The 26,726-nt window shown below is 70.8% G+C and carries 23 protein-coding genes; 12 read left to right on the top strand and 11 right to left on the bottom strand.

Translation table 11 applies throughout. The features are described from left to right. Positions 1–52: 52 nt before the first annotated feature. The 4 genes from HNR01_RS20670 to HNR01_RS20655 are packed head-to-tail and all read right to left on the bottom strand — an operon-like array spanning position 53 to position 4,143. Positions 53–859, bottom strand: coding sequence for a fructosamine kinase family protein (locus HNR01_RS20670; RefSeq protein ID WP_183669478.1), 807 nt, complete (start codon positions 857–859; stop codon positions 53–55). Further along, on the bottom strand, positions 856–1,335 hold the full coding sequence (locus HNR01_RS20665) for a low molecular weight protein-tyrosine-phosphatase (RefSeq protein ID WP_183669476.1): 480 nt from the start codon (positions 1,333–1,335) through the stop codon (positions 856–858). The genes HNR01_RS20670 and HNR01_RS20665 overlap by 4 nt, the downstream gene beginning before the upstream one ends. Next, on the bottom strand, positions 1,332–3,170 hold the full coding sequence (locus tag HNR01_RS20660; RefSeq protein ID WP_183669474.1) for an aminopeptidase P family protein: 1,839 nt from the start codon (positions 3,168–3,170) through the stop codon (positions 1,332–1,334). The genes HNR01_RS20665 and HNR01_RS20660 overlap by 4 nt, the downstream gene beginning before the upstream one ends. A 55-nt stretch (positions 3,171–3,225) precedes the next feature. Beyond that, positions 3,226–4,143 (bottom strand): 50S ribosomal protein L11 methyltransferase, encoded by a 918-nt coding sequence (locus tag HNR01_RS20655; protein WP_183669472.1) that lies wholly within the window; start codon positions 4,141–4,143, stop codon positions 3,226–3,228. 313 nt (positions 4,144–4,456) lie between these two features. Between HNR01_RS20655 and HNR01_RS20650 the strand changes: the two genes are divergently transcribed. Together HNR01_RS20650 and HNR01_RS20645 are read left to right on the top strand one after the other, a co-directional pair. Beyond that, positions 4,457–4,657: a hypothetical protein gene (locus HNR01_RS20650; protein WP_153874767.1), complete on the top strand. Its 201-nt coding sequence runs from the start codon at positions 4,457–4,459 to the stop codon at positions 4,655–4,657. 228 nt (positions 4,658–4,885) lie between these two features. Further along, entirely contained in the window at positions 4,886–5,056 is a 171-nt protein-coding gene (locus HNR01_RS20645; protein WP_183669470.1) for a hypothetical protein, read from the top strand. 281 nt (positions 5,057–5,337) lie between these two features. On the opposite strand, the gene HNR01_RS20640 is transcribed toward HNR01_RS20645, so the two are convergent. Continuing rightward, positions 5,338–5,886, bottom strand: a complete 549-nt coding sequence (locus HNR01_RS20640) for a DUF5872 domain-containing protein (protein WP_183669468.1) — start codon at positions 5,884–5,886, stop codon at positions 5,338–5,340. 253 nt (positions 5,887–6,139) lie between these two features. On the opposite strand from HNR01_RS20640, the gene argC reads away from it, so the two are divergent. Next, a complete protein-coding gene (gene argC / locus HNR01_RS20635) occupies positions 6,140–7,084 on the top strand; it encodes an N-acetyl-gamma-glutamyl-phosphate reductase (RefSeq protein WP_183669467.1) in 945 nt (314 codons plus the stop codon). A gap of 530 nt (positions 7,085–7,614) precedes the next feature. Here argC and HNR01_RS20630 read toward each other — a convergent pair. Further along, entirely contained in the window at positions 7,615–7,806 is a 192-nt protein-coding gene (locus HNR01_RS20630) for a hypothetical protein (protein ID WP_183669465.1), read from the bottom strand. Between the two features lie 13 nt (positions 7,807–7,819). Between HNR01_RS20630 and HNR01_RS20625 the strand changes: the two genes are divergently transcribed. Beyond that, a complete protein-coding gene (locus tag HNR01_RS20625; RefSeq protein WP_026105396.1) occupies positions 7,820–8,344 on the top strand; it encodes a Ros/MucR family transcriptional regulator in 525 nt (174 codons plus the stop codon). Between the two features lie 252 nt (positions 8,345–8,596). Beyond that, positions 8,597–8,872 (top strand): hypothetical protein, encoded by a 276-nt coding sequence (locus HNR01_RS20620; protein ID WP_017483659.1) that lies wholly within the window; start codon positions 8,597–8,599, stop codon positions 8,870–8,872. Positions 8,873–8,932: 60 nt separating this feature from the next. Here HNR01_RS20620 and HNR01_RS20615 read toward each other — a convergent pair whose 3' ends face one another. Beyond that, positions 8,933–10,039 (bottom strand): NUDIX hydrolase, encoded by a 1,107-nt coding sequence (locus tag HNR01_RS20615; protein ID WP_183669540.1) that lies wholly within the window; start codon positions 10,037–10,039, stop codon positions 8,933–8,935. A gap of 142 nt (positions 10,040–10,181) precedes the next feature. Between HNR01_RS20615 and thiE the strand changes: the two genes are divergently transcribed. The 3 genes from thiE (at position 10,182) to HNR01_RS20600 (ending at position 12,579) form a co-directional block, all read left to right on the top strand. Beyond that, complete coding sequence (gene thiE, locus HNR01_RS20610; RefSeq protein WP_153874769.1) at positions 10,182–10,931, top strand: thiamine phosphate synthase; 750 nt, start codon at positions 10,182–10,184, stop codon at positions 10,929–10,931. Between the two features lie 37 nt (positions 10,932–10,968). After that, positions 10,969–11,775, top strand: coding sequence for a bifunctional hydroxymethylpyrimidine kinase/phosphomethylpyrimidine kinase (gene thiD / locus HNR01_RS20605; protein WP_153874770.1), 807 nt, complete (start codon positions 10,969–10,971; stop codon positions 11,773–11,775). A gap of 174 nt (positions 11,776–11,949) precedes the next feature. Beyond that, positions 11,950–12,579 (top strand): helix-turn-helix domain-containing protein, encoded by a 630-nt coding sequence (locus HNR01_RS20600; RefSeq protein ID WP_153874771.1) that lies wholly within the window; start codon positions 11,950–11,952, stop codon positions 12,577–12,579. 152 nt (positions 12,580–12,731) lie between these two features. Here HNR01_RS20600 and HNR01_RS20595 read toward each other — a convergent pair whose 3' ends face one another. Then, complete coding sequence (locus tag HNR01_RS20595) at positions 12,732–20,537, bottom strand: apolipoprotein A-IV repeat region-like domain-containing protein (RefSeq protein ID WP_183669463.1); 7,806 nt, start codon at positions 20,535–20,537, stop codon at positions 12,732–12,734. Positions 20,538–20,898: 361 nt separating this feature from the next. Here HNR01_RS20595 and HNR01_RS20590 point away from each other — a divergent pair, with 361 nt between their 5' ends. Both HNR01_RS20590 and HNR01_RS20585 read left to right on the top strand, forming a co-directional pair. Further along, positions 20,899–21,243: an Hpt domain-containing protein gene (locus HNR01_RS20590; RefSeq protein ID WP_017483665.1), complete on the top strand. Its 345-nt coding sequence runs from the start codon at positions 20,899–20,901 to the stop codon at positions 21,241–21,243. A gap of 210 nt (positions 21,244–21,453) precedes the next feature. Further along, a complete protein-coding gene (locus HNR01_RS20585; protein ID WP_017483666.1) occupies positions 21,454–21,774 on the top strand; it encodes a 2Fe-2S iron-sulfur cluster-binding protein in 321 nt (106 codons plus the stop codon). 11 nt (positions 21,775–21,785) lie between these two features. Here HNR01_RS20585 and HNR01_RS20580 read toward each other — a convergent pair whose 3' ends face one another. Continuing rightward, on the bottom strand, positions 21,786–22,961 hold the full coding sequence (locus tag HNR01_RS20580) for a vWA domain-containing protein (RefSeq protein WP_183669461.1): 1,176 nt from the start codon (positions 22,959–22,961) through the stop codon (positions 21,786–21,788). A 233-nt stretch (positions 22,962–23,194) separates the two neighbouring features. On the opposite strand from HNR01_RS20580, the gene HNR01_RS20575 reads away from it, so the two are divergent. Both HNR01_RS20575 and HNR01_RS20570 read left to right on the top strand, forming a co-directional pair. Then, a complete protein-coding gene (locus HNR01_RS20575; RefSeq protein WP_183669459.1) occupies positions 23,195–23,602 on the top strand; it encodes a hypothetical protein in 408 nt (135 codons plus the stop codon). Positions 23,603–23,974: 372 nt separating this feature from the next. Further along, entirely contained in the window at positions 23,975–24,511 is a 537-nt protein-coding gene (locus HNR01_RS20570) for a Ros/MucR family transcriptional regulator (protein ID WP_017483669.1), read from the top strand. Between the two features lie 254 nt (positions 24,512–24,765). Here HNR01_RS20570 and HNR01_RS20565 read toward each other — a convergent pair whose 3' ends face one another. After that, a complete protein-coding gene (locus tag HNR01_RS20565; protein ID WP_026105399.1) occupies positions 24,766–25,500 on the bottom strand; it encodes a sigma-70 family RNA polymerase sigma factor in 735 nt (244 codons plus the stop codon). A 353-nt stretch (positions 25,501–25,853) separates the two neighbouring features. Then, the gene (locus HNR01_RS20560) at positions 25,854–26,675 is read right to left on the bottom strand and encodes a class II glutamine amidotransferase (protein WP_017483671.1); all 822 of its coding nucleotides are present in this window, start codon (positions 26,673–26,675) and stop codon (positions 25,854–25,856) included. Positions 26,676–26,726 lie beyond the last annotated feature (51 nt).

Below are 26,726 nucleotides of genomic sequence, written 5' to 3'. Positions count from 1 at the left end.
ACGAGGCGTCGCCGCCGGACGCCGGCAGCCTCCTTTCCGGAGGGGCGCGGGGTCAGACGCCGGCCGCCTCCAGACACCCTTCGACCATGCCGTCGTAGCCGGCGCCGAACAGGCGCCGATGCACCAGCGCCGGCCAGAGCTTGTAGATCGGCGCACGCTCCGACGCGCCGGGTTCCGACGGCCCATAGGCGATGCGGAACGCGGGACCGGGACGGCCGAACAGGCTCAGCATCGCCAGATCGACTTCGGCATGACCGTAATAGCAGGCCGGATCGATCAGTCCCGAGACCCGGTCGCCGGCGGTGAGGACGTTGCCGCTCCACAGGTCACCGTGGAGCAGGGCGGCGCGGGGCCGTTCCGGCAGGCGGCTCCTCAGGTCTCCCGCCAGCCGCTCGACCCGCCGGAACAGCGGGGCGGGGAGGTGGCCGGCATGACAGAGCAGGCGGCGCTCGCCCCAGAAGGCGGGCCAGTCGTCCGCCCACGCATTCGCGATGGCCACGGGACCGAAGGCGTAGTCGGCGTGCCAGCCGTAGCCCTCGCCCGTGGCGGCGTGCAAGCGGGCAACGACCCGACCGAGATCGGCCTCGGCGCCCGGCCCGGCACCGGTATCGGGCAGGGCTTCGAGGACGAGCAGCGTCGCGTCCACGGCCAGCACGGCGGGGGCGGGCGCGCCGGTCGCGGCGATGGCCGCGAGCATCCGGGCCTCCTCCGGCGGCGCCGGTCCGGTCTTGGCCACCGCCACGCGTCCGTCCTCCAGCCGCAGGCGCATGCATTGGGACAGATCGCCGCCCGCCATCGGCCGAGCCTCGGCGACGGAGACGCCGAGCAGGTCCGCCGCCCGGCGGGCGAGGACGTTCATTCCGGCCCCGCCAAGCGGCGGGCGAGGGCGCGGGCGCCCGCCGTCACGTCGTCCCAGGTGGTGTCGAAGCCGTCGTCCGCTCCGTAATACGGGTCGGCCACCGGCTCGCCCTCCCGGCCCGGCACATGGTCGAGGAGCAGGCTCAACGCGGCCCGTGAACCGGCCGGCCGCAGGGCGCGCAACTTGGCGAGGTTGGCGAGATCCAGGGCGACGACGTGGTCGAACCGCTCAAAATCGTCCGGCGTCACCTGACGCCCGCGATAGCCGGCGATCTCGACGCCGTGCGTCCGCGCCACGGCGATCGCGCGGGCGTCGGGCGGCTCGCCCACATGCCAGTCGCTGGTGCCGGCGGAATCGACCGTCACGTCGAGCCCGATCCGCGCCGCCTCGCTCCTGAAGGCGGCTTCGGCGAGCGGCGAACGGCAGATGTTGCCGAGACAGACGAACAGGATCGCGGGGCGGGTGGGCGCGTTCACGCGGCGGCCTCGGCGAGTGGCCGCGTCGCCGCCTCCAGCCAAGTCCGCACCGGCCCGTCGAGGTCGGGAGCGAGCGCCTCGCGCACCCGGGCATGGTAGGCGTCGAGCCATTCCGCCTCCGCCGGTGCGAGCAGGGCCGGATCGATCAGGCGCCGGTCGATCGGAGCGAGCGTCAGGGTCTCGAAGCCGAGCATCGGCCGGTCGCCGCCGGGAATGGTCCGCTCCTCGACGAGGATCAGGTTCTCGATGCGGATGCCGTAGGCGCGGCTGCGATAATAGCCCGGCTCGTTCGAGAGGATCATGCCGGGCTTGAGCGCCACCGTGCCGGTCTTGGCGATGCGCTGCGGCCCCTCATGGACCGAGAGGAAGGCGCCGACGCCGTGGCCGGTGCCGTGATCGTAATCGAGGCCGGCCTCCCACAGGCCGATGCGGGCGAGGGCGTCGATCTGCGCCCCCGTCGTCCCCTCGGGGAAGACGGCGCGGGCAATGGCGATGTGGCCCTTGAGCACGCGGGTGAAGCGGTCGCGCATCTCGTCGGTCGGCGTGCCGATCGCGACGGTTCGGGTGATGTCGGTGGTGCCGTCGGCGTATTGCGCACCGGAATCGATCAGGAAGAGTTCGCCGGGCCGGGCCTTGCGGTCGGTGGCGCGGGTGACGCGGTAGTGCACGATGGCGCCGTTCGGGCCCGAGCCGGAGATGGTCGGGAAGGACACGTCCCGCAGCAGGCCGCTCTCCCGGCGGAAATCCTCCAGCGCCTCGACGGCGGCGATCTCGCTCACGCCCTCGGCGGCGGCGCGATCGAGCCAGGCGAGGAAGCGCGTCACGGCGAGCCCGTCGCGGTGATGGGCGGCGCGGGCGCCGGCGATCTCGGCCGCGTTCTTGACCGCCTTCATCGCGGTGACCGGATCGGCACCGACATCGGCGACGCCCCCGGCGGCCTCGACGCCATCCTTGAGTGCCGCCGCGCCGGTCGCCGCATCGAGCCGCACCCGCGCGGCATTCCGGCAGAGGCCGTCCAGATCCTCGGTGAAGGCGCTCCGCGGCCGGAGATCCGCCAGCGGCTCGAGCCTCGTGCGCAGGGCCGCCTCGATCGCCCCCGAGGTGAGGTAGAGCGCGGCGCGTCCCTCGCGGGGAACGAGGGCGTATCCGAGCGCCAGGGGCGTGTGCGGGATGTCGGCCCCGCGCAGATTGAAGGCCCAGGCGAGATTGTGGGGATCGGAGATGACGAGCACGTCGATCGCACCCTGGACGAGGGCGGCGCGGATGCGGTCGAGCTTCTCGGGAACCGTTTCGCCCGCCAGATCGTCGGGATGGACTGTGACCCGACCCGCCGGTGGCCGGGGCCGCCCGGCCCAGACCGCATCCACGAGATTGTCCGGCACGGCGCGAAGCGACGCGCCCGCCTTCGTGGCGGCGCGCTCGAGGCGGGCCACGCCGTCGGGCGTGTGGAGCCAGGGATCGTAGGCAAGGACCTGGCCCGGTTTCAGATGCGTCCCGAGCCACGCCTCCGGCGTCGTCTCGGCGAGCGGCACCACCGTGACCGTCGCGGTATCGACCTGTTCCGGCGCCTGCAGCGTGTAGCGGCCATCGACGAACAGGGCGGCCTCGTCGGCGAGCACCGCCGCGAGGCCGGCCGAGCCGGTGAAGCCGGTGAGCCAGGCGAGACGCTCCGCGTCGGCGGGAACGTATTCCGATTGATGCTCGTCGGCCCGCGGCACTACGAAGCCGTCGGCGCCGACCTCCCGCAGGGCGGCGCGCAGGGCCTCGATCCGTTCGGGCCCCTTGGCGTGGCTCGGATCGTCGAAGGTCTGGAAGCGGGGGGGAGGCGTCGTCATGGCGGAAATCTACCGCGTCGGACGACCCCGCGACACCCTCCTCGGCGCGGGCTTCTCAGCGCGGGCGGGGGGCCGCCCCGCCCCGGCGCAGCACCAGAGTCGCCCAGCCCTCGATCACGCCGGAGCGGGCGAGATGGAAGCCGCGGTGGCGGTAGGTCGAGAGCACGCCCGGCACGTCGCGCTCGATCAGGCCGGAGAGGATCAGCACGCCGTCATCGGCTACCACGGCGGTGAGCGAGGGCGCGAGCCGCTTGAGCGGGCGGGCCAGGATGTTGGCGAAGACCACGTCGAAGCCGCGGGGCCGGTCGGCGAGCGCGTGGCGGACACCCGGCGCGTGGTAGAACCGCATATAGGGACCGAGCCCGTTGAGACGGGCATTGCCGCGGGCGGTGGTCACGGCCTCGGGGTCGAGATCGCCGGCGATCACGGGCGTGCGAAGCGCCTTGGCGGCGGCAAAGCCGAGGATGCCGGTCCCGGTGCCGACATCGAGAACGTGGGTCGGACGGCGGCGCTTCAACTCGTCCACCAGCGCCCGCAGGCAGCCGAGGGTGGTGCCGTGATGGCCGGTGCCGAAGGCGAGCGCCGCCTCGATCTCGATGGCGAGGTCGTTCCCCCGCACCTGGTGCCGGTCGTGGCCGCCATGGACGAGGAAGCGGCCGGCACGCACCGGCTTCAACCCCTCCAGCGAGGCGCGCACCCAATCCTGCTGGTCGATGGTCTCGAAGACCGCCTCATCCGCCTGCGCGCCGAGCACCGGGCGGATCAGTTCGCGGATCATCTCCGCGTCGGGCTCCTCCGAGAAATAGGCCTCCAGCCGCCACGCCCCGGTCTCCTCCACCTCGAAGGCGGCCACCGCCGTCTCCATGGGATCGAACATCTCGCCCAGGAGTTCGGTCATGGCGCGAGCGGAGGGCTCGTCCGTGATCAGGCGCAGGACGTGCGTGGGTCGGTGCGGCGGCAGACCTTCGAGCATGGAGCGCCCTCTACCACCGGCACGCCCGGAGGGCCACGGCCTTCACGCACGCCCGGCCTCGATCGAGGCGGGGCGCGAGCCGTGTTCGAAATAGCACAGACAAGACAAATAATGCCTAATCCACAAGCATGATGTCTAATTTCTAGTCTAAATGTGCGGAACCGGAGCCGAAAGGCGGCGTTCACATCGTCCAAAGCGACTCGTACCTGCACCCCGCCGACCCTCCATCGACGGGTCCGCCCTCTTTGGGCGGGGTCTGCAAGAGGGGCTTTGCAGTACCGTTCATCATGCGCCTTTGAGTTCTCACCGCGTCATGACACCCAGATCCGCCCGCCTCCGTTCCCCCGTCATCGTGAAGCGCGAGCCGCGGCCCGACCGCCGGCGGGCCGCGAGCTCGGACATCCTCGCCCCGGACAGCTTGGAAGCTCCGCTGCCCGGCTCGCTGCTCGTGCTGCTGAGCCGCCTGCACCGCGCCGAGGCCAAGCCCGCGCCGGAACCCGATTCCGTCTCCTGACAGGCTCCGCGCTCGATCGAAGCGGGGAGCGCACCGACGAGCCCGCGCGGCGCGGGAGATTCACTGCGCCAAGCGACGATTCGCCAACGAGACACTCGCGCGAAAAGCCATCGCAGTTTGTAAGAACGGCGGCGGCTCCCGCGGGAACCGCCGCGGCGCCGGATCGCTTCTGTTCCCGCCCCCTCCGGCCCGGCGATGGCCGAGCCCGCATCGCGAAAGGATCGGTCGATGGCCGTGGTATCGAGCAAGATCTTCGAAGAGGGCAAAGCCGCCAAGGCGATGGGCCAGCCCGACTCCGCGAACCCCTACGAGGCGGGTTCGCAAGAGAGCCTCGACTGGCTTGAGGGCTACACAGACGGCGAGCCCGAGCCTTCCGCGGCCGGCCCTGACGAGAACTGAGTCCCCCACGGAGCTTTCGAAAGCATCCTCCGAACGCCGGGGCCATGCATCGACGCCCGCTCGTGCGGCGGCGGCGTGACGGTCCGACACAGCGCCCGACGAACCGGCGGCCCTCGCTGCGGCGACCTTAAGACGCGACGGCGGTTGCGACTTGCACCGACCCGGCCGATTTCCCTCGATGGCCCCGGATGTCTTCGACCATCGGGCGCCGGCACGTCGTTGCGGCCGACGCCTTCGAGCGCGGCGGGGCGGAAGCCGCCCTCGCCGCTCTCCCGCGCGGATCAGGCCAGGGCGCGCTCCAGCTCGCCCTTGGTCATCTTCGAGCGCCCGGGAATGTCCTGCTTGCGCGCGCGCTGCATCAGCTCCGCCTTGGTCGCGCCGCTGCCGCTTTTGGCCGACACCTTCCTGTCCGTCGTCCTGCCGGCCTTGCCGCCGGTCTTGCGGGCGGAAGCCGCCTTCTTGGCCACGTCGGCGGGCTGCTTCGAGTGCTGCTTGCCTTGCGCGGAATCGGCCCGCTTCTTTGCGGTCGAGCGCTTGTACTCCGAATCGGACAGTTTCTCGCGCGCCTTCTTGGGCAGGTAGCGCTCGCCGGTCTTGCCGCTCGCCTTGCCCGACTTGGTGTCCCACTCCTCATCGGTCCACTGCTTGAGATCGTTGTCGTCGGACTTCTTGCCGGCGTAGCCGCCGCCTTCCTTCTTGTATTCGCTGGTGGCCATCTGGGCCTTGCGGGCCGACCATTGTCCGGGCTTGCCGCCCTTGGACGATTGCGTCACCTCTTTCTTGACCTTGTCCCAGAGCTTCGGATCAGTCTTCTTCGCTGTGCCTGACATCGGGTTCGCCTCCTGAGCGACATTCGGCTGTCAACAGAAGGCGTCATCTTGAGTTCCGGCGGCGCTCGGCCTGTCCACGGACAACGCGGCTCGGCCACGACCGGCCGGGGTCGCACGGAAGAGCCCGTGCGGGCACCGAAGACGTTGACAGGGGAGGGCGGAACTTCCACCTCCGCGCCACCGAGGCAACGGGTTGCTCCACCCGCCACGTATACAGAGCGGCCCGGACCAGGGTCGAGCGAGGATTGTTGCGATGTCCGACGGCGTCAGCGCTCCGAAGGTGTTCATCGACGGCGAGGCCGGCACCACCGGCCTCGGCATCCGCGAGCGTCTGGAGCGCGAGGGCAGGGTGCGCCTCGTCAGCATCCCCCACGAGAGCCGGAAGGATGCGGGCGCGAAGCGGACGATCCTCGAGGAGGTCGATCTCGTCGTGCTCTGCCTGCCCGACGACGCCTCCCGCGAGACGGCGGCCCTGGCCGACAGCCTGCCCGAGGGCGGCCCGAAGCTCCTCGACGCCAGCACGGCCCACCGCATCGCGCCGGGCTGGGCCTACGGCTTCGCCGAGATGGCGCCGGATCAGGCCGAGGCCATCCGCAACGCGCGCCGGGTCGCCAATCCCGGCTGCTATCCGACCGGAGCGATCGCGCTGCTGCGCCCGCTGGTCGAGCGCGGCCTGCTTCCGGCGGATCATCCCATCAGCATCAACGCGGTCAGCGGCTATAGCGGCGGCGGCCGCAGCATGATCGAGAGCTACGAGCGCAGGGAGGGGGCACCGTTCCAGCTCTACGGGCTCGGCTTCGGCCACAAGCACCTGCCGGAGATCGAAGCCTATAGCCGCCTCACCCGCCGACCGATCTTCATCCCCTCCGTCGGCAACTTCCGGCAGGGCATGCTGGTCAGCATTCCGCTGCATCTCGGCACGGTGCCCGGCCGCCCGACGCCGGGCGACCTCGAGGCGGCGCTCGCCGATTGGTATGCCGGCGCGCCGCTGGTGAAGGTCGTGCGCGGCGCGGAGGAAGGCGCCCACCGCGAGCGCCTCGAGCCGGAAGCCCTTAACGATACCGACCGGCTCGAATTGCGGGTTTTCGGCTCCGACAGCCACGGCCAAGCCGTGCTGGTTGCCCGCCTCGACAATCTCGGTAAGGGCGCTTCGGGAGCCGCAGTCCAGAATCTCGGCCTGATGCTCGGTCTCGACTGACCCCCGGACCATTCCGGGCGATCTTCGCCCGGCGAAGCGGGAACCGGCTTATCGGCCCGACGCCGGAGGCTCGGTGCCGGCCGGCTGCCAAACGGCCGGCCCCGTACCCCTGTGATCGAGCCCGATAAGATTCCGCTCATACGAGCCGGGACGAAGGCCGCATCTCGACAGCGCAACAGCGGCTCGTGCTCCGCCCCACCTCGATCGAGTTGGCGCAACCTTGTATTGCGGACATAGACTTGAGGCTGAACCGGGACGACGGTGAGACCGGACGCCCTTGTCTCTTCGATGCGCTCAATTCGCTTGAGGCGGCCAAGGAAATCCACAGAAAATACTGAGACATGCGGCGGGGTGTCGCAACCCAAAGGTGTTTTGCCGGACCTGGACCGTCATCGCGAGCGCAAGGCTGCCCGACCCGCACCCGCAGCACCGGAACCGCCTCCGCCACCGAAATCTCAACCCGTTGAAACAGCATCGTTTTCTAAAAGACGTCGATACCGTTCCTAACATATGAAATATTCCAGCTAGCTCTAAAGGCTGAGCCGCAAGTCGCACGCAATCGTTTTTTTCAGCAGCTTCGCAACGGCTATTTTTCCATTCGGGAAGCATAGAAACAGGCGCGGCGCTCCATTCTCTTCGACCTGATTGAGCGCGATTTCAAAGATGATGTCTTGCTCGTCAGCGGCTCTGAGCTTACCGTCTTGCTGGTAATCCTCCCTCATAGAAGATCGCGCCATGGAAACCAGTGAACAGGATGCGGAAACAGCCCGCCTCGTTACCCTTACGGCGGATGTCGTTTCTGCTTATGTCAGCAACAATCATGTCCAGAGCGCCGAGCTTCCGAAACTGCTCGGAGAAGTGCATGAGGCGATCCGCTCGGTCAGCTTGAGCGGACGTCCGTCCCTCGAGACCGGCCCGCCGAAGGCGACGCCGCAGGAGATCCGCAAGTCGATCAGCCACGATTTCCTGGTCAGCTTCGAGGACGGCAAGCCCTACAAGACGCTGCGCCGCCATCTCACCCTGCGCGGTCTCTCGCCGGAACAGTATCGGGCGAAGTGGGGCCTGCCCAACGACTACCCGATGACGTCGGCGAGCTATTCGGAGCAGCGCTCAGAACTGGCACGCGCCCTCGGTCTGGGGCAGCAGCGGCGCCGGGTCGCCGAGCCGGAGGCGGCGCCCGAGCCCGTGGCCGCCGAGCCGGAGCCCGCTCCGGAGAAGAAGCGTCGCGCCCCGCGCCGCAAGAAGGAAGCGCAAGCCTGAGGCCGCATCGGCTCGGATGACGCAGGCTCGGCAAGGCTCGGCCCGTTGGCCAGGCTATTTGCCGGGCCTCCTGCCCGAGCCTCTGGCCGAGCCCCTTGGCCTACCGTTGGCCGCACGGCGCGGCGCCTCCGGACCGCTCTACGGTTTCGGTCGACGCTTCATCCGCGGTCCGCCGTGGCACCTGCCCTGCGCCAGGACCGATTGAGAGACCGCCATCCGGTCGGCAAACCCGCCGTCGGAGGGCGCTTGCCGATGATCTGGGCACAAAGGCGAATCGCGACCGAGAAGATCCGGTCGGTCGAGATCCTGTTTCGCGAGCAGGCGGCCGCGCTCGATCCGTCCCGCCAGATGCTCCTCGTCAGCGTGGATGAGGATTGGCCGATGGTCCGTCTCTGGGTCGGCGTTCCCGAACCGGATCTGCTGACGCCCTATTACGGCTTCAGTCTCTGCACCCGCGCCGACCTGCCGCTGGCGCCTACCCTCGTCGCAGGCTGCCCGGAGCAGTTCGGACGCGTCCTTCAGGGCTGAGCACGGTGCCGCAGGACGGCCGGCCCTGCCCAGGACCGACGATCACCCGCGCCGGTCCCCTCACACCGTCCGTCGCGACGGGGTCAGCCGCACGCCGGGCGCCGGGCGCTCCAGGAGAACCTCGCGGCGGAACCGCACCAGCCGGGCCGGACGCCCAGCATTGCCGCTGGTGAGCGCCTCCGTCTCCTCGACGAGTCCCTGCTGCGCCACGAGGCGGCGGAAGTTCTGCTTGTGCAGCCGCGTGCCCGACAACGCCTCCACCGTGCGCTGAAGCTGCAGCAGGGTGAAGGCGGGCGGCATCAGCTCGAACACCACCGGGCGATACTTGATCTTGCCGCGCAGGCGACCGATCGCGGTGGCGAGCACCCGGCGATGGTCGTGCGCCATCGGTTGCCCGGTGATGGCGAGATCATCGGGCACGGCGGCGCCGGTCTGCCCCTTGGCCTCGGGGATCAGACCCGCCTCGAACAGCAACTCGTAGCGCTCCAGCACCCGCTCCTCGTTCCAGGCGCCGCCGATCCCGAAGCTCAGCCCGACCCGATCCTCGCGCAGGCGCCGGAGCTTCGGATCGGAGGCCGCGGCGACCCAGGCCATCAGGCGCGGCTCGATCTCGCTGAGCGCCGGCGGGCGTCCCTCGCGAAAGTCTTCCCAGGGCAGGTAGCGGTACCAGTTGCGCCAGGCGGCCTCCGCGAGGCCGGCCGGGCGCAGCTCACGCACCAGGGCGAGATAGGCCACCGAGAGCAGATGCACGCCGTGCTGGCCGCCCTCGCGGTCGCGATCGCCGAAGGTGTAGAGCTGCTCGACATAACCGAGGCGCTGATGGGTCTGCTGCTCGACCCAGGCGCGAAGGCCCCGCTCCAGCGTGGCGTGCTCGGGCACCAGCGGGCCGGCGGGCAGGGCGGTCCCACGCCCCGGAGCCTGCCCGGCAACCTGCACCGTGAGCGCGCGCGGCTCCCCGTCCGTCGCCGCCACGATCACGGCGACGAGCCCCACCGAGGAGGCGCTGGCATTGCGCGTCCCCTTGTCCGCCACGGCGGCGGTCACACCCGGTTCGGCCGTGCTCATGCGTTCGTCGGCCTTGAGCCCCTCTCCTCGGGCCTTCCTCGTCGGCGGAAGCGGTTCCAATCCACCGCTCCGCTCTTGCCGGATCGGCCCCGGCACCGTCAACGGACGCGACGGCCTCATCCGCAGACGAGTCGAGCCACGGTCGCCGCGGCGGGCCGATCCTGCTAGACGAAAGGGCAGGATCAACGAAGGGAGCGGCCATGGCGCTCGGACGGCAGATGCTCGGACAGGTCGGGGGATCGGTATGAGCATCGGGGCAGGGCTCGGTGCAGGGACGGCCGCAGGGATCGGCTTGTCCCGTCCGTCGGCGGGGATCACGGTGGATCTTCGCCTCTACGGCATTCTCGATGTCGGCGTGCTGGGCGGTGATGCAGCGGCGCTCGCCGCCCTGGCCGCGGAAGCCGTAGCCGGCGGCGCCACCCTGCTCCAGTACCGCGACAAGGATCTGACCGATGCCCGCGCCGCCCTCGCGCGGATCCGGGCGATCCATGCGGCGGTCGCCGGCCGCGCGCCGCTGCTCGTCAACGATCGGGTCGATCTCGCCCTCGCCGCCGGCGTCGAGGGCGTGCATCTCGGGCAATCGGATCTCCACCCGGAGGAGGCGCGCCGGCTGCTCGGCCCGCGCGCCATCATCGGCCTGACCGTGAAGACCGGTGCCCAGGCCGACGAACTCTACCGGCTTCCCATCGACTACGCCTGCATCGGCGGCGTCTTCGCCACCGCCAGCAAGGACAATCCAGACCCGCCGGTCGGCCTCGACGGGCTGCAGCGGATCGTGTTCCGCGCCCGGCTCGCCCGGGGCCAATCGCTTCCGCTCGGCGCGATCGCCGGGATCGATGCCAGCAACGCGGCCTCCGTGATCCGGGCGGGCGCCGACGGGGTGGCGCTGATCGGTGCGCTGTTCAAAGGCGGGGCGACCGAGGCCAAGGCGCGAGATCTGCGCGCCCGGGTCGACGAGGCCCTCGGACAGCGCGGGGACGCCGGTCCCCGCTAGAAGAGGCGAATACAAGACTCGACGACGGGAGACGCCCATGACCGCCATCGCCCTGACCATCGCCGGCTCGGATTCGAGCGGGGGCGCCGGCATCCAGGCCGATCTCAAGACCTTCGCAGCCCTGCGCGTCTACGGCGCCAGCGTCGTCACCGCCCTCACCGCGCAGAACACCCGCGGGGTGCAGGCGATCCACGATGTGCCGGCCGACTTCGTCGCCGCGCAGATCGACTCCGTGTTCGCCGATCTCGCGGTGGGTGCGGTGAAGATCGGTATGCTCTCGCGGCCCGAGACCATCCGGGCGGTGGCCGAAAGCCTGAGGCGGCACGCCACCGGCATCCCGGTGGTGCTCGATCCCGTGATGGTGGCCACCAGCGGCGACCGGCTGATCTCGCAGGAAGCGGTCGAGACCCTGCGCGGCGAGCTGATGCCGCTGGCGACCGTCGTCACCCCCAACCTGCCGGAGGCTGCGACCCTGCTCGACGAGGCGGAGGCGGGACACGAGAACGAGGCGGTGGGCCAGGCCCGGCGTTTGCTGGCGCGCGGGGCGCGGGCCGTGCTGATCAAGGGCGGCCACGGCGAGGGCCGGGAGAGCGTCGATCACCTCATCGCCGCGGACGGAACGCTGCGCCGATTCGCGGCACCGCGCATCGAGACCCGCAACAGCCACGGCACCGGCTGCACCCTCTCGGCGGCCGTAGCGGCCGGGCTCGCCCGCGGCCAGGGCCTCGCCGAGGCGGTGGGCGGGGCGAAGACCTATGTCACGGCGGCGATCCGCGCCGCGGATACGGTGCCCGTCGGCCATGGACACGGCCCTCTTCATCACTTCTACGCGCTCTGGCACTAGCCCTCCGCCGGCACGAAATCGGCCAGCTGCCGATTTGCGTTTGACAGATCAAACGCTCGTTCGGATAACGGAACGCCTTTCGGTGACCCGCCCACGACTTCGTGAACCGACCGCCCGCGAGGGTGAGGCCGGCGCGCGGATGTTTGAGGCGGGCACTCTCAGCGGACCGACGTGATGCAGGACATAGCGGCAAGCCTCGAGCGCGGACGGCCGAAGGATCTCGCCAGCGGTGCGCAGGTGCTCTCGGGCCAACTCGGTAAGACGATCCAGCGCCTGCGCAAGGCCTACAACCTCTCCCTCTCGGAACTCGCCGAGCAGTCGGGCGTCGCGAAGTCGATCATCAGCCAGATCGAGCGCAACGAGACCAACCCGACGCTCGCCACGATCTGGCGCCTCAGCCAGGCGCTCGACGTCTCGATCGAGCGGGTGCTGGCCACCGCCGACGAGGAGCCCTTCATCGAGCGCTTCTCCCGCGCCGACACCCCGCGGCTCGTCTCCGACGACGGCAAGGTGCGGCTCGCCATCATCGGTTGGATCAAGACCGTCGAGTGGCTGCAATGGTACGACGTCAGCGCCGACCCCGGCGGGGTGCTCGAATCCGACGCGCACCAGCGCGGCTCGGTCGAGTCGCTCTCGGTGCTGGAGGGCAGCTTCGAGGTCGAGGTCGGCGGCGAGGTGCAGCGGGCCAATGCCGGCGAGACCCTGCGCTACCGTTGCGATCGTCCCCACAGCATCCGCTGTCTCGGCGACGGGCCGGGCCGGGCGACGATGGTGGTCATCATGAAGGCCGCCGTGATGGAGTGATCCGGCACGGGCCACCCGCCTGAAACGGCCTTACCGCATCGAAAAAGGCCCCCGTCGCTCGCGTGCGACGGGGGCCTTTTTCATCGAACGGCCTGTTCGATGGCATCACGAGGCAGGTTCGGCGTCACCGAACCCGCCCCCGCAGCAGCGACTCACGCCTCGTCGAACCGGCCGCTGGCATGGGCGAGCATGGTGTAGACCTTGCCCGTTTCCGAGGTGAGGTAGGCGTCCGCACGCTTGGTGTCGCGGTCGTTCTTCGTCACCTCGCCGAGCAGACGCTCGAACTCGCCGACGTAGCGATCGACCGTGCGCCGGAACTCCGCATCCGCCCGGTAGCGGCGCTGGATCTGCTCGAACGTCTGGCGTCCCTGCGCCGTGTAGAGACGGCCGTCGAACAGGTTGGTATCGCCCCGGCGGTAGCGCTGCCAGAACTCGACGGACGCCCGATGGTCCACCATCCGGGCGATGTCGGTCGAGATCGCATCGAGCGAGATCCGCTCCACCGGACCCTTCGCTTCCGGCGTCGGTGCGGAGGCCGGGGCGGGGATCGCGTCGGCGCCGTCATCGTCGATCGAGGCACGGGTCAGGAGATCGGACAGCCAGCCGCGGTTGTCGCGGGTGCCGGGCCGCCCCTGGACCGCGCCTTGGCTCGCTCCTTGAGCCGACCCTTGGACCGAACCTTGGACCGCACCCTGCCCCCCGCCCTGGGCGGCGGTCGGGTTCGCCGGACGCGCGGCAGGGGAAGCCGGCGGCTGGGGCCGGGCCGCCGTCGGCGCCGCGTTGCGGGCCGGCGCCGGCTGCGGCGCGGCGACGGGAGCGGAGGCGCCGCGGCCGGCCTCGGCCGTGCGGCGCTGATCGGCGGCGCGGGCCTGCGCCGCCGGCTGGGCAACGTCGACCGATCGATTCGAGCGGGCCACGAGGGCAGCCAGTTCGTTCAGCGCGTCGATCTGCTCGGCCACCACGCGACGCATCTCGCTCGTGGCGTCCTGCGTCTCGCGCGGCAGGTCGAGGACGCCGCGTTGCAGGTCGTTGCGGGTCGCATCGAGTTCGCGGCGGATTTCCGCGGCCATGGCGTTCATCCGCGCGACGGAGTCGCCGAACTGACCGGAGGCGGCGGCAAAGCTCTCCATCATCTTGGCCGAGGCCGCTTCGATGGCACTGCTCACAGCGGTCGCGGTGCGGGCGCTCTCCTCGTCGGCACCGCTGCGCAGACGCGCGAAGTCGCCCGCCACGGCGGTCCCCGCCTCGCGGGCCGCGCGGGCAACGCTCTCGCTGAGTTCGCGGGCACGGGCCTCGGCCGCGCGCAGCGTCTCCTCGATCACGCTCCCGAAGCGGCCGGTCTGGGCCTCGATGGCCTGGCTGCGCTCCTCCAGGCGGGACAGCACCGCCTCGATCACCGCCTGCCGGCTCGACAGGCTCTCGGCCAGACGGCTCTCCACCGCCTCCAGGGTGCCGGCGGCCTCGGAGAGTGCGCCGACATGGGTCCCGGTGCGCTCGACCAGGGTTCGGCCGCGGGCATCCAGGGTCTCGGCGAGCTCGGAGGCCTGAGCGAGGGCCCCCTGCGAGGCATCACGCAGGGCCACGACCTGGGTCGAGACCCGGTCGGAGGCCTGCGCCGTGTCGGCGGCGACCCGGTCGAGGGCCGACTGGATCTGCTCGACGCGGGCCGCGAGCCCCTGCTCCACGGCCGCGAGGTTCTGGGAGGCACCGCCGACGAGGTCCTTCAGCGCGCCGTTGGCGCTCTCGATCCGGGTGAGGAAGCCGGCGACGTCGCGGCGGACCCGCTCATGGGCCTCGCCCACCGTCTCGGCGGAGGCCGCCGCGCCCTCGTCGAGGGCCGCGCGCAGAGCCTTGGCCGACTCGACGGTGCGGACGACGATGGCGTCGGTGCGCTCGCGCAAAGCCTCCACCAGCGGCGCCCCCTTGTCGTCGATGAGCCGATCGAGGGCCTGCTCGCGCTCGGCCAGGGCATCGGCCAGGGCCGCCGCCGGTCCGTCGATCAGCCGCGCCAGGGCCGCGTTGCGCTCGTCCATGGTCTCGGCCAGCGCGGTGGCGCGGGCCTGGACCTCGGCGGCGTGACGCTGGGCGCGCTCCTCCAGCATCCGGCCCATCCGGGCGATGCCGTCCTCGACCAGCGCCGCGTAGGCGGTCCGGCGCTCGTCGAAGCTCTCGGCCAGCGCCACCTGCCGCTCGGCCCGCTCGTCGAGCGCGGCGACCATCCGGGCGGTGCCGCCGTCGATGAGGGCCGCGTAGGCCTCCTTCTGACGATCGAACGCCTCGGCCAGCACCGCGTGGCGGCGCGCCCGCTCCTCGAGGGCGGAGACCATCCGGGCGGTGCCCTGCTCGATCAGGGTGGCGTAGGCGTCCCGCTGCCCCTCGAAGGCCTCGGTGAGGGCCGCCTGCCGCTGGGTGCGCTCGTCCAGGGCCGCGACGAGGCGGGCCGTGCCCTGCTCGATCAGGTTCGCATACGATCCCTGCTGTCCGTCGAAGGCCTCGGCGAGGGCCACCTGCTGGCGGGCGCGCTCGTCCAAGGCCGCCGCGATCCGAGCGGTCCCGGCCTCGACCAGGGCCGCGACGGACTTCTGGCGCTCCTCCACGGTCTCGAACTGGGCCACATGCTGGCGGGCCCGCTCGTCGAGCGCCGCGACCATCCGGGCCAGACCCTCGTCGATCAGGGCCGCGTAGGCGTCCTGGCGCTCGTCGAAGGCGTCGGCCAGCGCATTGGCGCGGCTCGCCACGACGGTCGCGAAGGCGCGCAGGCGGGCGTCGATGCGGGCGGTGAAGTCCTCGCTGCGGCTGTCGACCGTCTGCGCCAGGGCAGCGGTCTGCGTCTCCACGACCTGCGCGAAGGCGCCGCCGCGGCTCTCGACCAGTCCGTCGAGGCTGCGCATCCGTTCGTCGAACAGGGCCGCCATCGCCTGTGTCTGGCTGTCGAGGCGCCCGGTGAGCGCCGTCGAGCGCTCGTCCACGAGGGCGCCGAGGCGGGCGTGGATCTCCTCGAACAGGCCGCGCAGCTCCTGCGTCCGTGCCTCGACGGTCTGCGCGACCTCTCGCCCGCGTCCGTCCACAAGGGTGCCGAGAACGCCGAGGCGCTCGTCGAACAGGGAGGCGAGGCCCTGCGTGCGGGCATCGACCTCGCCGGCGGCGCGGCCGATGCCGCCCTCCAGCGTCTCGACGAACGCACGCGCCCCCTCGGTCAGCGCCGCCTGGAGCGGCAGGATCCGGCCCTGGAAGCCCTCGTCGAGGCGGCCGGCATGGCCGTCGAGCAGCCCACGGAGCTCGCCCGTGCGGTGGTCGAGGATTTCCTCGACCGTGCGGGCCCGCTCGTCCAGGGTCGTGCGCAGGTCGTCGTTGCGGGCGTCGAGCATGGCGCGGATCTCGCCAGCACGGCTGTCGAGCAGGTCCTGCACCGTGCGGGCCGGCTCTTCCAGCGCCGCGCGCAGGGCGTCGAGCCCGGCCTCGAACTCGCCGCGGACATGGCCGGCACTGCCGTCCACGAGGCCGCGCAGGGTGCCGGTACGGCTGTCGAGGGTGTCGCGGATCTCGTGGCTGCGGGCATCGAGCAGGTCGCGCACCGTGCGCAGACGCTCCTCCAGGACGGTCTCGAGGGTGCCGAGGCTCGCATCGAGCGCGCCGCGCACCTGCCCGGCGCCCCCCTCCATCACGCCGCGCAGGTCGTCGGTGCGGTGGTCGAGGGCGTCGCGGATCTCATGGCTGCGGGCATCGAGCAGGTCGCGCACCGTGCGCAGGCGCTCTTCGAGCGCCGTCTCGATGGCGCCGAGGCCGGCCTCGAACTCGCCGCGCACCCGGCCCGCACTGCCTTCCATCAGGCCGCGCAGATCGTCCGCGCGGCTGTCGAGCAGGGTGCGGATCTCGTCGGCCCGCGCCTCGAGAGCGTGGCCGACCCGGCCCGCGCCCTCGCCGAGAACGCCATCGACCTGCCCCACGAGGTCGCGCAGGGCGGTGAGCAGGGCGGTACCGCGGCGGTCGAGCAGGGCGCCGAGCGACGTGCCGCCCTGTTCCAGGGCCTGGGTGATCTCGGAGAGGCGTCCCTCCAGCCCCTCGACCGTGGCGCGGCCGCGCTGGTCGAGGTCGGCGGCGAGCGCGCCGCCGCGCTCGTCGAACAGGTGGTTGAGGCTCTCGACGCGCTCGTCGAACAGGCGAGCGATCGCCTCGACATGGCCCCCGACCGCTTCGACCGCGAGGCCGCTGCGGCGCTCCAGCAGGGCGACGAGGTCGCGGATGCGGTTGGTCAACTCGCCGTCGATGGTGCGGGTGCGGCTCTCGATCAGGCGCACCGCTTCGAGCGCCTGGATTCCGAAGGACTCGTCGAGATGGCGCGCGCGCTCATCGAGCGTGCCGTTCAGGGCGTCGAGCCGCGCGACCACACCGGTATCGAGACGCTCGGCGCCCTCGTCGAGACGACGGGCCAGATCCTGCGTCGTCGCCTCGAGGCGCTCGGCGATCTCGGCGGCGCGGGCCGCGAGAACGTCGCCCACGGACCGGCCGCGTTCGGCGATGTCCTGCGCGGTGCCTTCGGCACGCCGGTCGAGGGCCTCGATGAGGGTGCGGTTGGCCTCGTCCAGGGTGTGGGCGATCTCGGAGGTGCGCAGCACGAGGGTTTCGTTGAGGCTGTTGGCGCGGGCGCCCAGCCGCGTGTCGACATCGCCGACGAGGGCCGCGAAGCTCTCGCCGATCTCGGCGGCGCGCCGGGCCGAGAGGGATTCCATCTCACCGATGCGCGACTCGACGGTCTCGCTGGCGAGGCGGGCCCGCTCGGCCAGGGAATCGGCGAGCGCATTGCCCTGCACGGCGATGATCCGGTCGATCTCCGCGAGGCGCGAATCCAACGTGTCGCCGAGCGCGCGGGCGTTGCCGGCGATCCGATCGGCGAGGATGTCGCCGCGGGCGATGGTTTCCTGCAGGGCGGCGAGCCGGCTGCCCAGTGCCTCCTCCACCGCGCGGGCGCGGCTGTCGGCGGTCTCGACGAAAGCGGCGTGGCTCCGATGGAGCGCGTCGTCGACCTGCGACACGTGGCCGGCGATGGCGAGGGCCACCTCGCGTCCGGCGCCTTCGAGGCGGGCCTGGGCCTCGTCGGACTGGCTGGCGATGAGCGCGGCGGCGCCGCGGCCGTGGCGGCCGAAGCCCTCCTCCAGGGCGCCCAGACGGGCATCGAGCTCGGAGCCGACCCCTTCCGCGCTGCGCGACAGCGCCTGGACGGCGGCCTCGCCGCGGGCGGACAGCTCCTCGCCGATCCGGTCGAGGGCATCGCGCAGGCTCCGCAGCGACGCCTCGGTGCGGGTGCCGACCTCGCCGCCGACGCGCTCGGCGGTCCGCGCCAGGGCGTCCGTGACCTCGGCGCTGCGGCCGTCGATCTCCTCGCGGACACGGGTCAGGAGGTCGCGCAGCCCCTGCGCCGACTGGTCGGCACGGCTGCCGATCTCGCCGCCGGCCTGGGCCGCGGCCAGGGACAGGGCCACGCTCGCCTCGGAACCGCGAACGGCGATCTCGTCGGCGACCTGCCGCAGGAGATCCTGGAGCGCGTGCATCGACTGATCGGTGCGGCTGCCGATCTCGCCGCCGGCATGGGCCGCGGCGAGCGCCAGCGCGCCGGTCGCCTCGGCACTGCGGGCGGTGAGCTCGTCGGCCATCCGCTGGATCGCCGCGTGAAGCGTGCGGGAGGCGCTCTCGCTGCGGTTGCCCAATTCGTCCCCGACACGCTCGGCGGCGGCCTGGAACCGGCCGACCACGTCGTGCGAGCGGGCTTCGACGGCGGCGGCAGCCTCTTCGGCGGCCCGGCGCAGGGTCTCGGCAGCCTCGGTGAAGCGTGCGGCCACGGCGGCGGACTGCGCCTGCGCGGCGCCCGAGGTTTCCTCGGCGGTGTGCAGCATCCGTGCGGTGGACTCGGCGGTGCGTTCGGCCAGCAGGCCGCTCACGGTCTCGGCGGCCTCGCGCAGACGGCGCTCCAGCCCCTCGACGCTGGCGCCGACGGAGGCGGTCGCGGCCTCCGTGTTGCGGCGGATGCCGTCATGGGCGGCGCCAGCGCGGGCATCGAGATCCTCGCCCAGCCGCGCGACGGTCTCGCGCAGGCTCTCGGCGGTGCCGGACGCGTTCGCGGCGAAGGCGGAACCGAGTTCGGCGAGCGCCTGCTCGACGGTGGCGGCGGCCTGGGCCGCGCGATCGGTCATCAGGCCGACGATGCGCTCACCCGCCGCATCGAGGTTCGAGGCGAGCGCCCCGCCCTGGACGGCGATGACGTCGTCGACGCGGGTCGTCGCCGCCTCGATGCGGTCGGCGAGGTCGCGGCCGCGGCCGTCCATGGTGTCGGCGGCACGGGCAGCAGAGGCGAGGAACGTCTCGCGCACGCCGTCGATGCGAGCGGTGAAGTCGTCGGCGACGCTGCCGGCGGCAAGCGCGAGCGCGGCCTGCGCGTCGCGGCCGCGGCCCTCGATCAGTTCGGAAACGCCGGTTCCGGCAGCCTCGATCTCGGTGCGCAGCGAGGCGCCGCGGGCGGCGATGTCCTCGGAGATCGCCGCGCCGGTGGCGGCGAAGTGCCGGCTCAGCCCCTCGCCGGTCTCGACGAAGCGGGCGGTGATCGCGCCGCCCGTTTGGGCGAAACGCTCGGTCAGCTCGGTGCCGCGCGACAGGAACGCTTCTTCAAGACCCCGGGTCGAGCGCTCGAAGGTCTCGCGCACGGCGCCGCCCTGGCGGTCGAGGGCCTCGATCAGGCCGGTGCCGGTCTCGGACAGGGATTGGGCGACGGCGCCGGCATTGTCGGCGAGCGTGCGGGTCAGCGCCCCGCCGGTGCGCTCGAAAGCCTGGGTCACCTCGTCGGCGCGCTGCTGCAGCGCGCTGGTCAGGTTCGTGCCGATCTCCTCGAGGCCGCCGCGCACGTCCTCGCTCGTGGCGGTGAGCTGGCGGATCAGGTCGTCGCCGCGGGTCGAGACATTACCGACGACCCGCTCGCCGACCTCGCCGAGCGCCGTGGTGATCGCCTCGCCGCGGGCGTCGAGCGCCCCGGTCACGCGCTCGCCCGCGCCGTTGATCGCCGCGACGATGCGCTCGGCCGCGCCCTCGAGTTCGCTCGACAGGTTCTCGTGTGAGCCGGTGATCGCGCCGCGCACCCGGTCGGCGCTGCCGACGATGGATTCGCGCTGGGCGATCAGTTCATCGACGAGGCTGCGGATGCGGATCTCGTTGTCGGAATAGGCCCGCTCCAGGGTCGAGATCTCGCCGCGCACCAGGGTTTCGAGCTCGCCCGCCCGGGCGAGCGCCCGCTCCACGCCGTCACCGACGGCGGCGACCTCGCGGCGCACGGTCTGCGACATCGTGAGCACCGCGTCCGTCGAGAAGCTCTCGGGCTCGGCCAGCCGGATCGCCACCTCGCCGACGGCGCGGGCGACGAGGCGCATCTCGTGGGCGCGCACCGCCAGCATCGCCGTGATGAGGAACAGCACGATCGGCCCGGCGATGGCGGTGGCCACCACGGCCGCCTGGAGCGCGGTCAGCCCGGTGACGAACGCCTTCAGGTCGCCGCCGGACTGGTTCCAGGCGAGCGCCACGAGGCCGTTGAGCCAGAGGAAGGAGGCAATTGCCGCGACGAGGTACGGCCTGCGCAAGGGCCGCACCCGCAGCGTCTGCTGCAGGATGCCGATGTTCTGGCGGTCGTCGTTGGCAACCAGCGAGCGGTCGGGCGGAAGCAGGCCGCCCTCGCGGCGCGAGCGGCCGCGCTCCGGCAGGGGAATCTCCGAGGCGGCGGGGTCGATGTCGAGGTTCGGGGTGCGGCGTCCCCCGGCCTCGGAGAAGGGATCGGCGAGCGGATCGCCGTCGCCGACATCGGGCAGGCGGGGCTCGACGCGGGCGGCCTCGCCCGGCGCCGGAATGTCCAGATTCAAAGCCTGCTCGATCGCGGAGAGTGCCGCCTCCGCCGGATCCTTCAGCTTCTTCTCGGTGGCCATGCAACCCTCGTACGCATCGCCGTCCGCAGCGGAGCACGCGCCCTCCGCAGCGGAGACGGATTTACCCGACGTCCCACGGAACCTTAGTTCCTCGGAACCCGCACCCGATACCCGATCGGCCCGGCGCACCCAAGAAACCTTAACGGAATGGTTACCAAGCCGGGTCCCGTGATCCGGCACGTGCCTCAAGTTCTGACGCGTGCTGGCATAAACCGGTACGCCCCACACCGCCCTGCGCTGTGGATAGCCCGCGCCGCCCACAGGCAGGTCGTCGCGCCGGAGCCTATTCCCTGCGGCCGGGCGGATCGAGCGACCGTTTTAATCCCCAACGCAGATTGCAAACCAGACGATGAGACCGGACGTGGACATCGAGAAAAAGCCCGCCCCTCTGCTCGACCGCGCCCATCTCGATGCGCAGACATTCGGCGATGCGGATCTCGCCCGGGAGGTGCTGAGCCTGTTCGAGGACCAGTGCCGGCGGTTGCTGCCGGCGCTGGCGGAGGAGGACCGCCCGGCCGGCGCGCGGGCCGACCTCGCCCACACCCTCAAGGGCGCGGCCCTCGGCGTCGGGGCGATGCGGATGGCGGAGGCGAGCGCCGCCGCCGAGGCCGGCTTCCGCTCCGGCGCAGGGGCGGATCTCTCGACCCTGCAGGTCGCCACCGCCGAGACGCTGACCGTGCTCGCGACCTTCGGCCTGGAAGCGTAGCGGCCCCGTTCCGCGCGGCCCCCTTCGCCGCCGCAGTGGATCACCGGGGCATCGCCGCGGTCGATCCGCGGGCGGATGCGCCGGATCGAGGCCGGCGCGACGGAAAAGCACCCGCTTCCCGCTTGCATTCTGACTCCGTCGCCCGCAAGCAGGCGCCACGCCGCCCCTCGAAGGATCGCAGGCGGACGCCGACACGTCCCGGAGCAAGGTATGCCCAAGATCACCTTCGTCGATCACGCCGGCACGGCCCGCACGATCGATGGTGAGGTCGGTTCGACCGTCATGGAGACGGCGATCCGCAACAACGTTCCGGGGATCGATGCCGAGTGCGGCGGCGCCTGCGCCTGCGCCACCTGCCATGTCTACGTCGACGAGGCCTGGGCCGAGAAGGTCGGGCCGGCCGAGCCGATGGAGCAGGACATGCTCGATTTCGCCTCGGACGTGCGCGCCACCTCGCGCCTGTGCTGCCAGATCCGCGTGACGCCCGAACTCGACGGCCTCGTCGTGACGACCCCGGCCCGCCAGGGCTGACGGCGCGGGTCCTACCGCAGCAGCGCCCGCATCGCCCCGTCCAGCCCTTCGAGCGTCAGCGGGAACATGCGCTCGGAGAAGATCCGGCGGACCATGCCGATCGACTGGGTGTAGGCCCAGTGCTCGGCCGGGACGGGGTTGAGCCAGACCGCTTTGGGAAAATGGTCGAGGATCCGACCGAGCCAGACCTCGCCGGCCTCCTCGTTCCAGTGCTCCACCGACCCGCCGGGATGGGCGATCTCGTAGGGACTCATCGAGGCGTCGCCCACGAACACCACCCGGTAGTCGCACCCGTAGGTGCGGATCACGTCGAGGAGCGGGATGCGCTCGTAGTGGCGGCGATGGTTCTCGGTCCACACCGCCTCGTAGGGGCAGTTGTGGAAGTAGTAGTGGGCGAAGTGCTTGAACTCGGAGCGCGCGGCCGAGAACAGCTCCTCGGCCAGCTCCACGTGCCAGTCCATCGAGCCGCCGACGTCGAGGAAGAGCAGCACCTTCACGGCGTTGCGCCGCTCCGGACGGAGCCTGACGTCGATGAAGCCCTTGCGGGCGCTCTCGCGGATGGTGCCGTCGAGGTCGAGTTCCTCGGCCGCCCCCGTGCGGGCGAAGCGGCGCAGGCGGCGCAGCGCCACCCGCATGGAGCGGGTGCCGAGCTCGCGGGCATCGTCGAGATCCTTGAACTCGCGCTTATCCCACACCTTCACCGCACGGAAGTTGCGGTTGCCGTCCTGACCGATGCGGATGCCCTCGGGATTGTAGCCGTAGGCGCCGAAGGGCGAGGTGCCCCCGGTGCCGATCCATTTCGAGCCGCCCTGGTGCCGCTCCTTCTGCTCGGCGAGGCGCTGCTTCAGGGTCTCGAACAGCTTGTCCCAGCCGAGCGCCTTCAGCTCGGCCTTCTCCGCCTCGGTCAGGTACTTCTCGGCGAGCTTGCGCAGCCATTCCTCCGGGATGGCGGCGGGCTCGACCGCCTCGCCCAGCGTCTCCAGACCCTTGAAGACCGAGGCGAAGACCCGGTCGAACCGGTCAAGGTTGGATTCGTCCTTCACCAGGACGGTGCGGGCGAGGAAGTAGAACTCCTCGACGCGCTTGTCCGCGAGGTCGCTCTCCATCGCCCGGAGCAGGGTCAGATATTCGCGGAGGGAGACCGGCACGCGGGCCTCGCGCAGTCCTGTGAAGAATTGCAGCAGCATACGGCCTAAACGCCCGAGCCCGGGTGGCGGGTCAAGCCGGGGGCCGTCCGGGCGCGCGGCCGCCATCGCGACCACCCGAGCCTACCTCCTCGACTCCTGTGGACAGGACCGCTTTCCGGTGGATATCGCCCACCGTCTCCTTTGCCGATGAGGAACAACCGTCATCTCGGCGAAACTAAGGTGCCCTCGCACAATGCAGGATGAGTCCGTGACTTGACGACTGGATGGACGTGATGGCCGTGGTCTTGCGATCTCTGAGCGATTTCAAGAAATTTCTCCGCAAGCCCGGGGCGACCGTTCAGATCGTCCAGAACACCTTCGTCGATCGCCAGGACGAGGCCACCCGCGCCGCCTATCGCCAGAAGGGGCTCTACGAGCCGCGAACGCTCCGGGCGATGTCGAAGAAGGCCGCCGTCTTCGACGTGAAGGGCCACGACACCATCGTGTGGCTCTACTGGGACCGCGGCACCCGCAACTGGCGCTTCTCCGGCGATACCGTCACGATGCCGCTCAATGCGACCCTCGGCCCACCCGACGCGGTGGTCTACCGCTGCAGCCTGCCGTCGAGTCCGGGGCGCGGCAGGCAACGCCGGCCCGCTCGCCGGCGCGAAGACGATGAGATGTCGCTTCCAGGCATGTAACCGCGACAGAGGGTCGCTCTAAACCGGCTACATCGGCAGCGACATCCGATGCCGAAGCTGACGCAATCCATCAAAGCTGGCCGGCATCACAAGCCGAGATCGGCGATTAGCCCCAACTTGCCTCTCACGATTTGTTGAATGGCCGAATCAGCCGGCGCTGATCATCACGCCCGTCGAACCTCAGCTTGCGCGCACCACCTTGAGCAACCTCGTTCTACCGTCTTATCGGGTCTGATCGATGGCAATATCGGCCAAATCGGAGCTTTTTCTCGATTTTGCAGTCGTTTTCCGTGAAAACCGGTAGAACCGGTCTTGAAACTTTTCTAAATCCTTTTAGCTCCCAAGAACGAGGGGCAAACAGGATCACGTACAATGTCTGAAACAAGTCAGGTCTCGCAAAACGATCGTATCGAACTCGCTGCCGATCTCGTGTCGGCCTATGTCTCGAACAATTCCCTGCCGTCGCCCGAACTCCCGGCCCTGATTGTTCAGGTTCACGCCGCGCTCCTCGCTCTGTCGGCGCCGCAGGCTCCGAAGGAGGAAGAAGTCGAGCGGGCCACGCCGGCTCAGATCAAGAAGTCGATTACGCCGGACGCCCTGATCTCCTTCATCGACGGCAAGCCCTACAAGACGCTCAAGCGCCACCTGACGACGCATGGCCTCGACATCGAGGGCTATCGCCGCCGCTACGGGCTGCCGGCCGACTATCCGACCGTCTCGTCCAACTATTCGGCCGCGCGGTCGGCGCTCGCGAAGGATCTCGGCCTCGGCCAGCAGCGCCGCAAGTCCACCACGAAGGCCGCGGAGCCCGTGGAAGAGGTGGCCACGGAAGCGCCGGCCGAGCCGCGCCGCAAGGGCACCGCTTCGGGCGCGGGACGCAAGACCGGCGGCCGTCGCAAGGCGGCCTGACGGCCGGGGCTCGACCCGGCAGGGCCATCCGTCCCTGCCGGTCGGCTGCGGGACGGCGTTCGCGATCGATTGCGAAGCCTCCGAACGGCCGAAGACCGGTTCGCACTTCGGCCGGTGACGCGAGCGGCGGGCAGCCGAACCCGCACCCCGCTGCTAGTTCGGGCGGTCCATGGGAGCGATTTGGCCCCGTCCGCCCGTCTCGACGGCCGGAATGGTCTGAACCCGACCCGGTGAGAACCGGGTCCGGATGACCGTCAGGCGTCCGGCATCGCCGATTGGATGAAGCGGTCGGAGGAGAGATCCTCCTCGTCGTAGCCGAGGAGTTCGGCGAGCCGGCCGCGGGCGCGGCTAACGCGGCTCTTCACCGTGCCGACCTTGCAGCCCATGATCGTTGCGGCCTCCTCGTAGGAGACCCCCTCGGCCCCGACCAGCACGAGGGCCTCACGCTGGTCCGGCGGCAGCTTGGCGAGCGCCGTCTGCAGATCCTCGACATCGAGCCGGTCGCCCTGATGCGGGGCGGTGGCGAGGCGGGCAGCGTAGGAGCCGTCCTGATCCTCGACCTCGCGGACGCGCTTACGATGGTCCGAGTAGAAGATGTTGCGCAGGATCGTGAAGAGCCAGGCGTTGAGATTGGTGCCCGGCTGGAAGCGGGCGCGGTGCTGCCACCCCTTCAGCAAGGTGTCCTGCACGAGATCGTCGGAGCGGGCCGGGTTGGAGGTCAGCGACAGGGCGAAGGCCCGCAGGGACGGGACCGCGGCGAGCAGGCCGTTGCGGAAGTCGGGGTCGACCCGCTCGCCCTGTGCCTTGAGGGCCGCCTCGAGCTTGCCGATCAATTCGGAGAAGCGGACCGGCGTGTCCTCGCCCGCGCCCAGCGTGTCGTAGACGCTGCGCAGGTGATCACCCAGATGGCTCCGGATCGAGTCGGAAAGTTTCGGACGGCCGTCTGTCATCGCGGGACGATCCAGGGTCGCTTCGGTATCGTTGCGCATCGGGTACTTCGCCATCGGGGCATTTCGGCAAACGGCGGGGCGGCACAGCAAGCGGAAACCGCCCCAGCGAGGCGTTTAACATAGTTGTAGCGCATCGGTCCCGCACCGCACACCCGCGCCACGCGAAATACTGCCACGCTTGCACACAAGACGTTCGGCCGTCCTGCGAAGGGCGATACGGGTTCCGTCGAACCCGGACGAAACCCGTATCGCTCTGCCCGTGCGGGGCGCGCGATCCTGCAAATCCAGTCTAACGCAGCGGTCCACCGGATCCGACAGGGGATGATCCGCCGAACCTGCGGCGTGAATGCGGCAGATCAGCCGCACGGACCGAACACCCGATCGGCCGGGTATCAGGCCGCCCCGCGCATCTCCGGCTCCGATTGGGACCGGCGCCGCGCCGTCCCCTTGAGCACCCGCACCGCCCCGTCGGTGAGGACCAGGGTGTCGCCGCGCTCCAGCTCGGTCCAAGTCTCGTCCCGGGTCAGCGCCCGTGTGGCGATGACGGTGACGATGTCGGTCTCGGTGGTCTCCTGGGCGAAGTCGACCCGCCAATCCTCGTCGATCAGCGTCGCCGTTCCGAACGGCGCCCGGCGCGTAAGATAGCAGAGCCGCTTGCCGCAATGGGCGTAGAGCACGCGGCTGTCGGTGAGCAGCATGTTGAACACGCCGAGCTCCGACAGCCTGAGCGCGTATCCGGCGATCGCCGCCTCGAGGGTGGCCGCGCGAGGCGGCTTGGGGAAGCGCTCCTGGAGCTGCGACAGGATCCAGCAGAAGGCGTGCTCGCTGTCGGTTGTGCCGATGGGCTCGAACCGGCCGAGCGGCAGCCGCTTCACCCCCTTGAGCTGGCCGTTATGGGCGAAGGTCCAGCGCCGGCCCCACAGCTCGCGGGAGAAGGGATGGGTGTTCTCGAGGCTGACGCGACCGCGATTGGCCTTGCGGACATGGGCGACGACGATACGGCTCTTGATGGGATAGCGGCGCAGCAGCTTGGCGAGTTCGGAGCGGGCGCTCGGCTCCGGATCATGGAAGGAGCGGCAGCCGCGTCCCTCGTAGAAGGTGATGCCCCAGCCGTCGGCATGCGGACCGGTCTCGCCGCCGCGCCGGGCCAGCGCCGCGAAGGAGAACCGGATGTCGGTCGGCACATTCGCGCTCATTCCGAGCAGTTCGCACATGGTCGCGGGGGTCTTTTCGCGTCGGGCAAGGCCGGGGGTGGGGAGAGGGAA

Source organism: Methylorubrum rhodesianum, from assembly GCF_014199985.1.
In the GTDB taxonomy this organism is placed as follows: domain Bacteria; phylum Pseudomonadota; class Alphaproteobacteria; order Rhizobiales; family Beijerinckiaceae; genus Methylobacterium; species Methylobacterium rhodesianum.
Note: the sequence above shows the minus strand (reverse complement) of the source record. Positions and strands in the feature narration are given on the sequence as shown.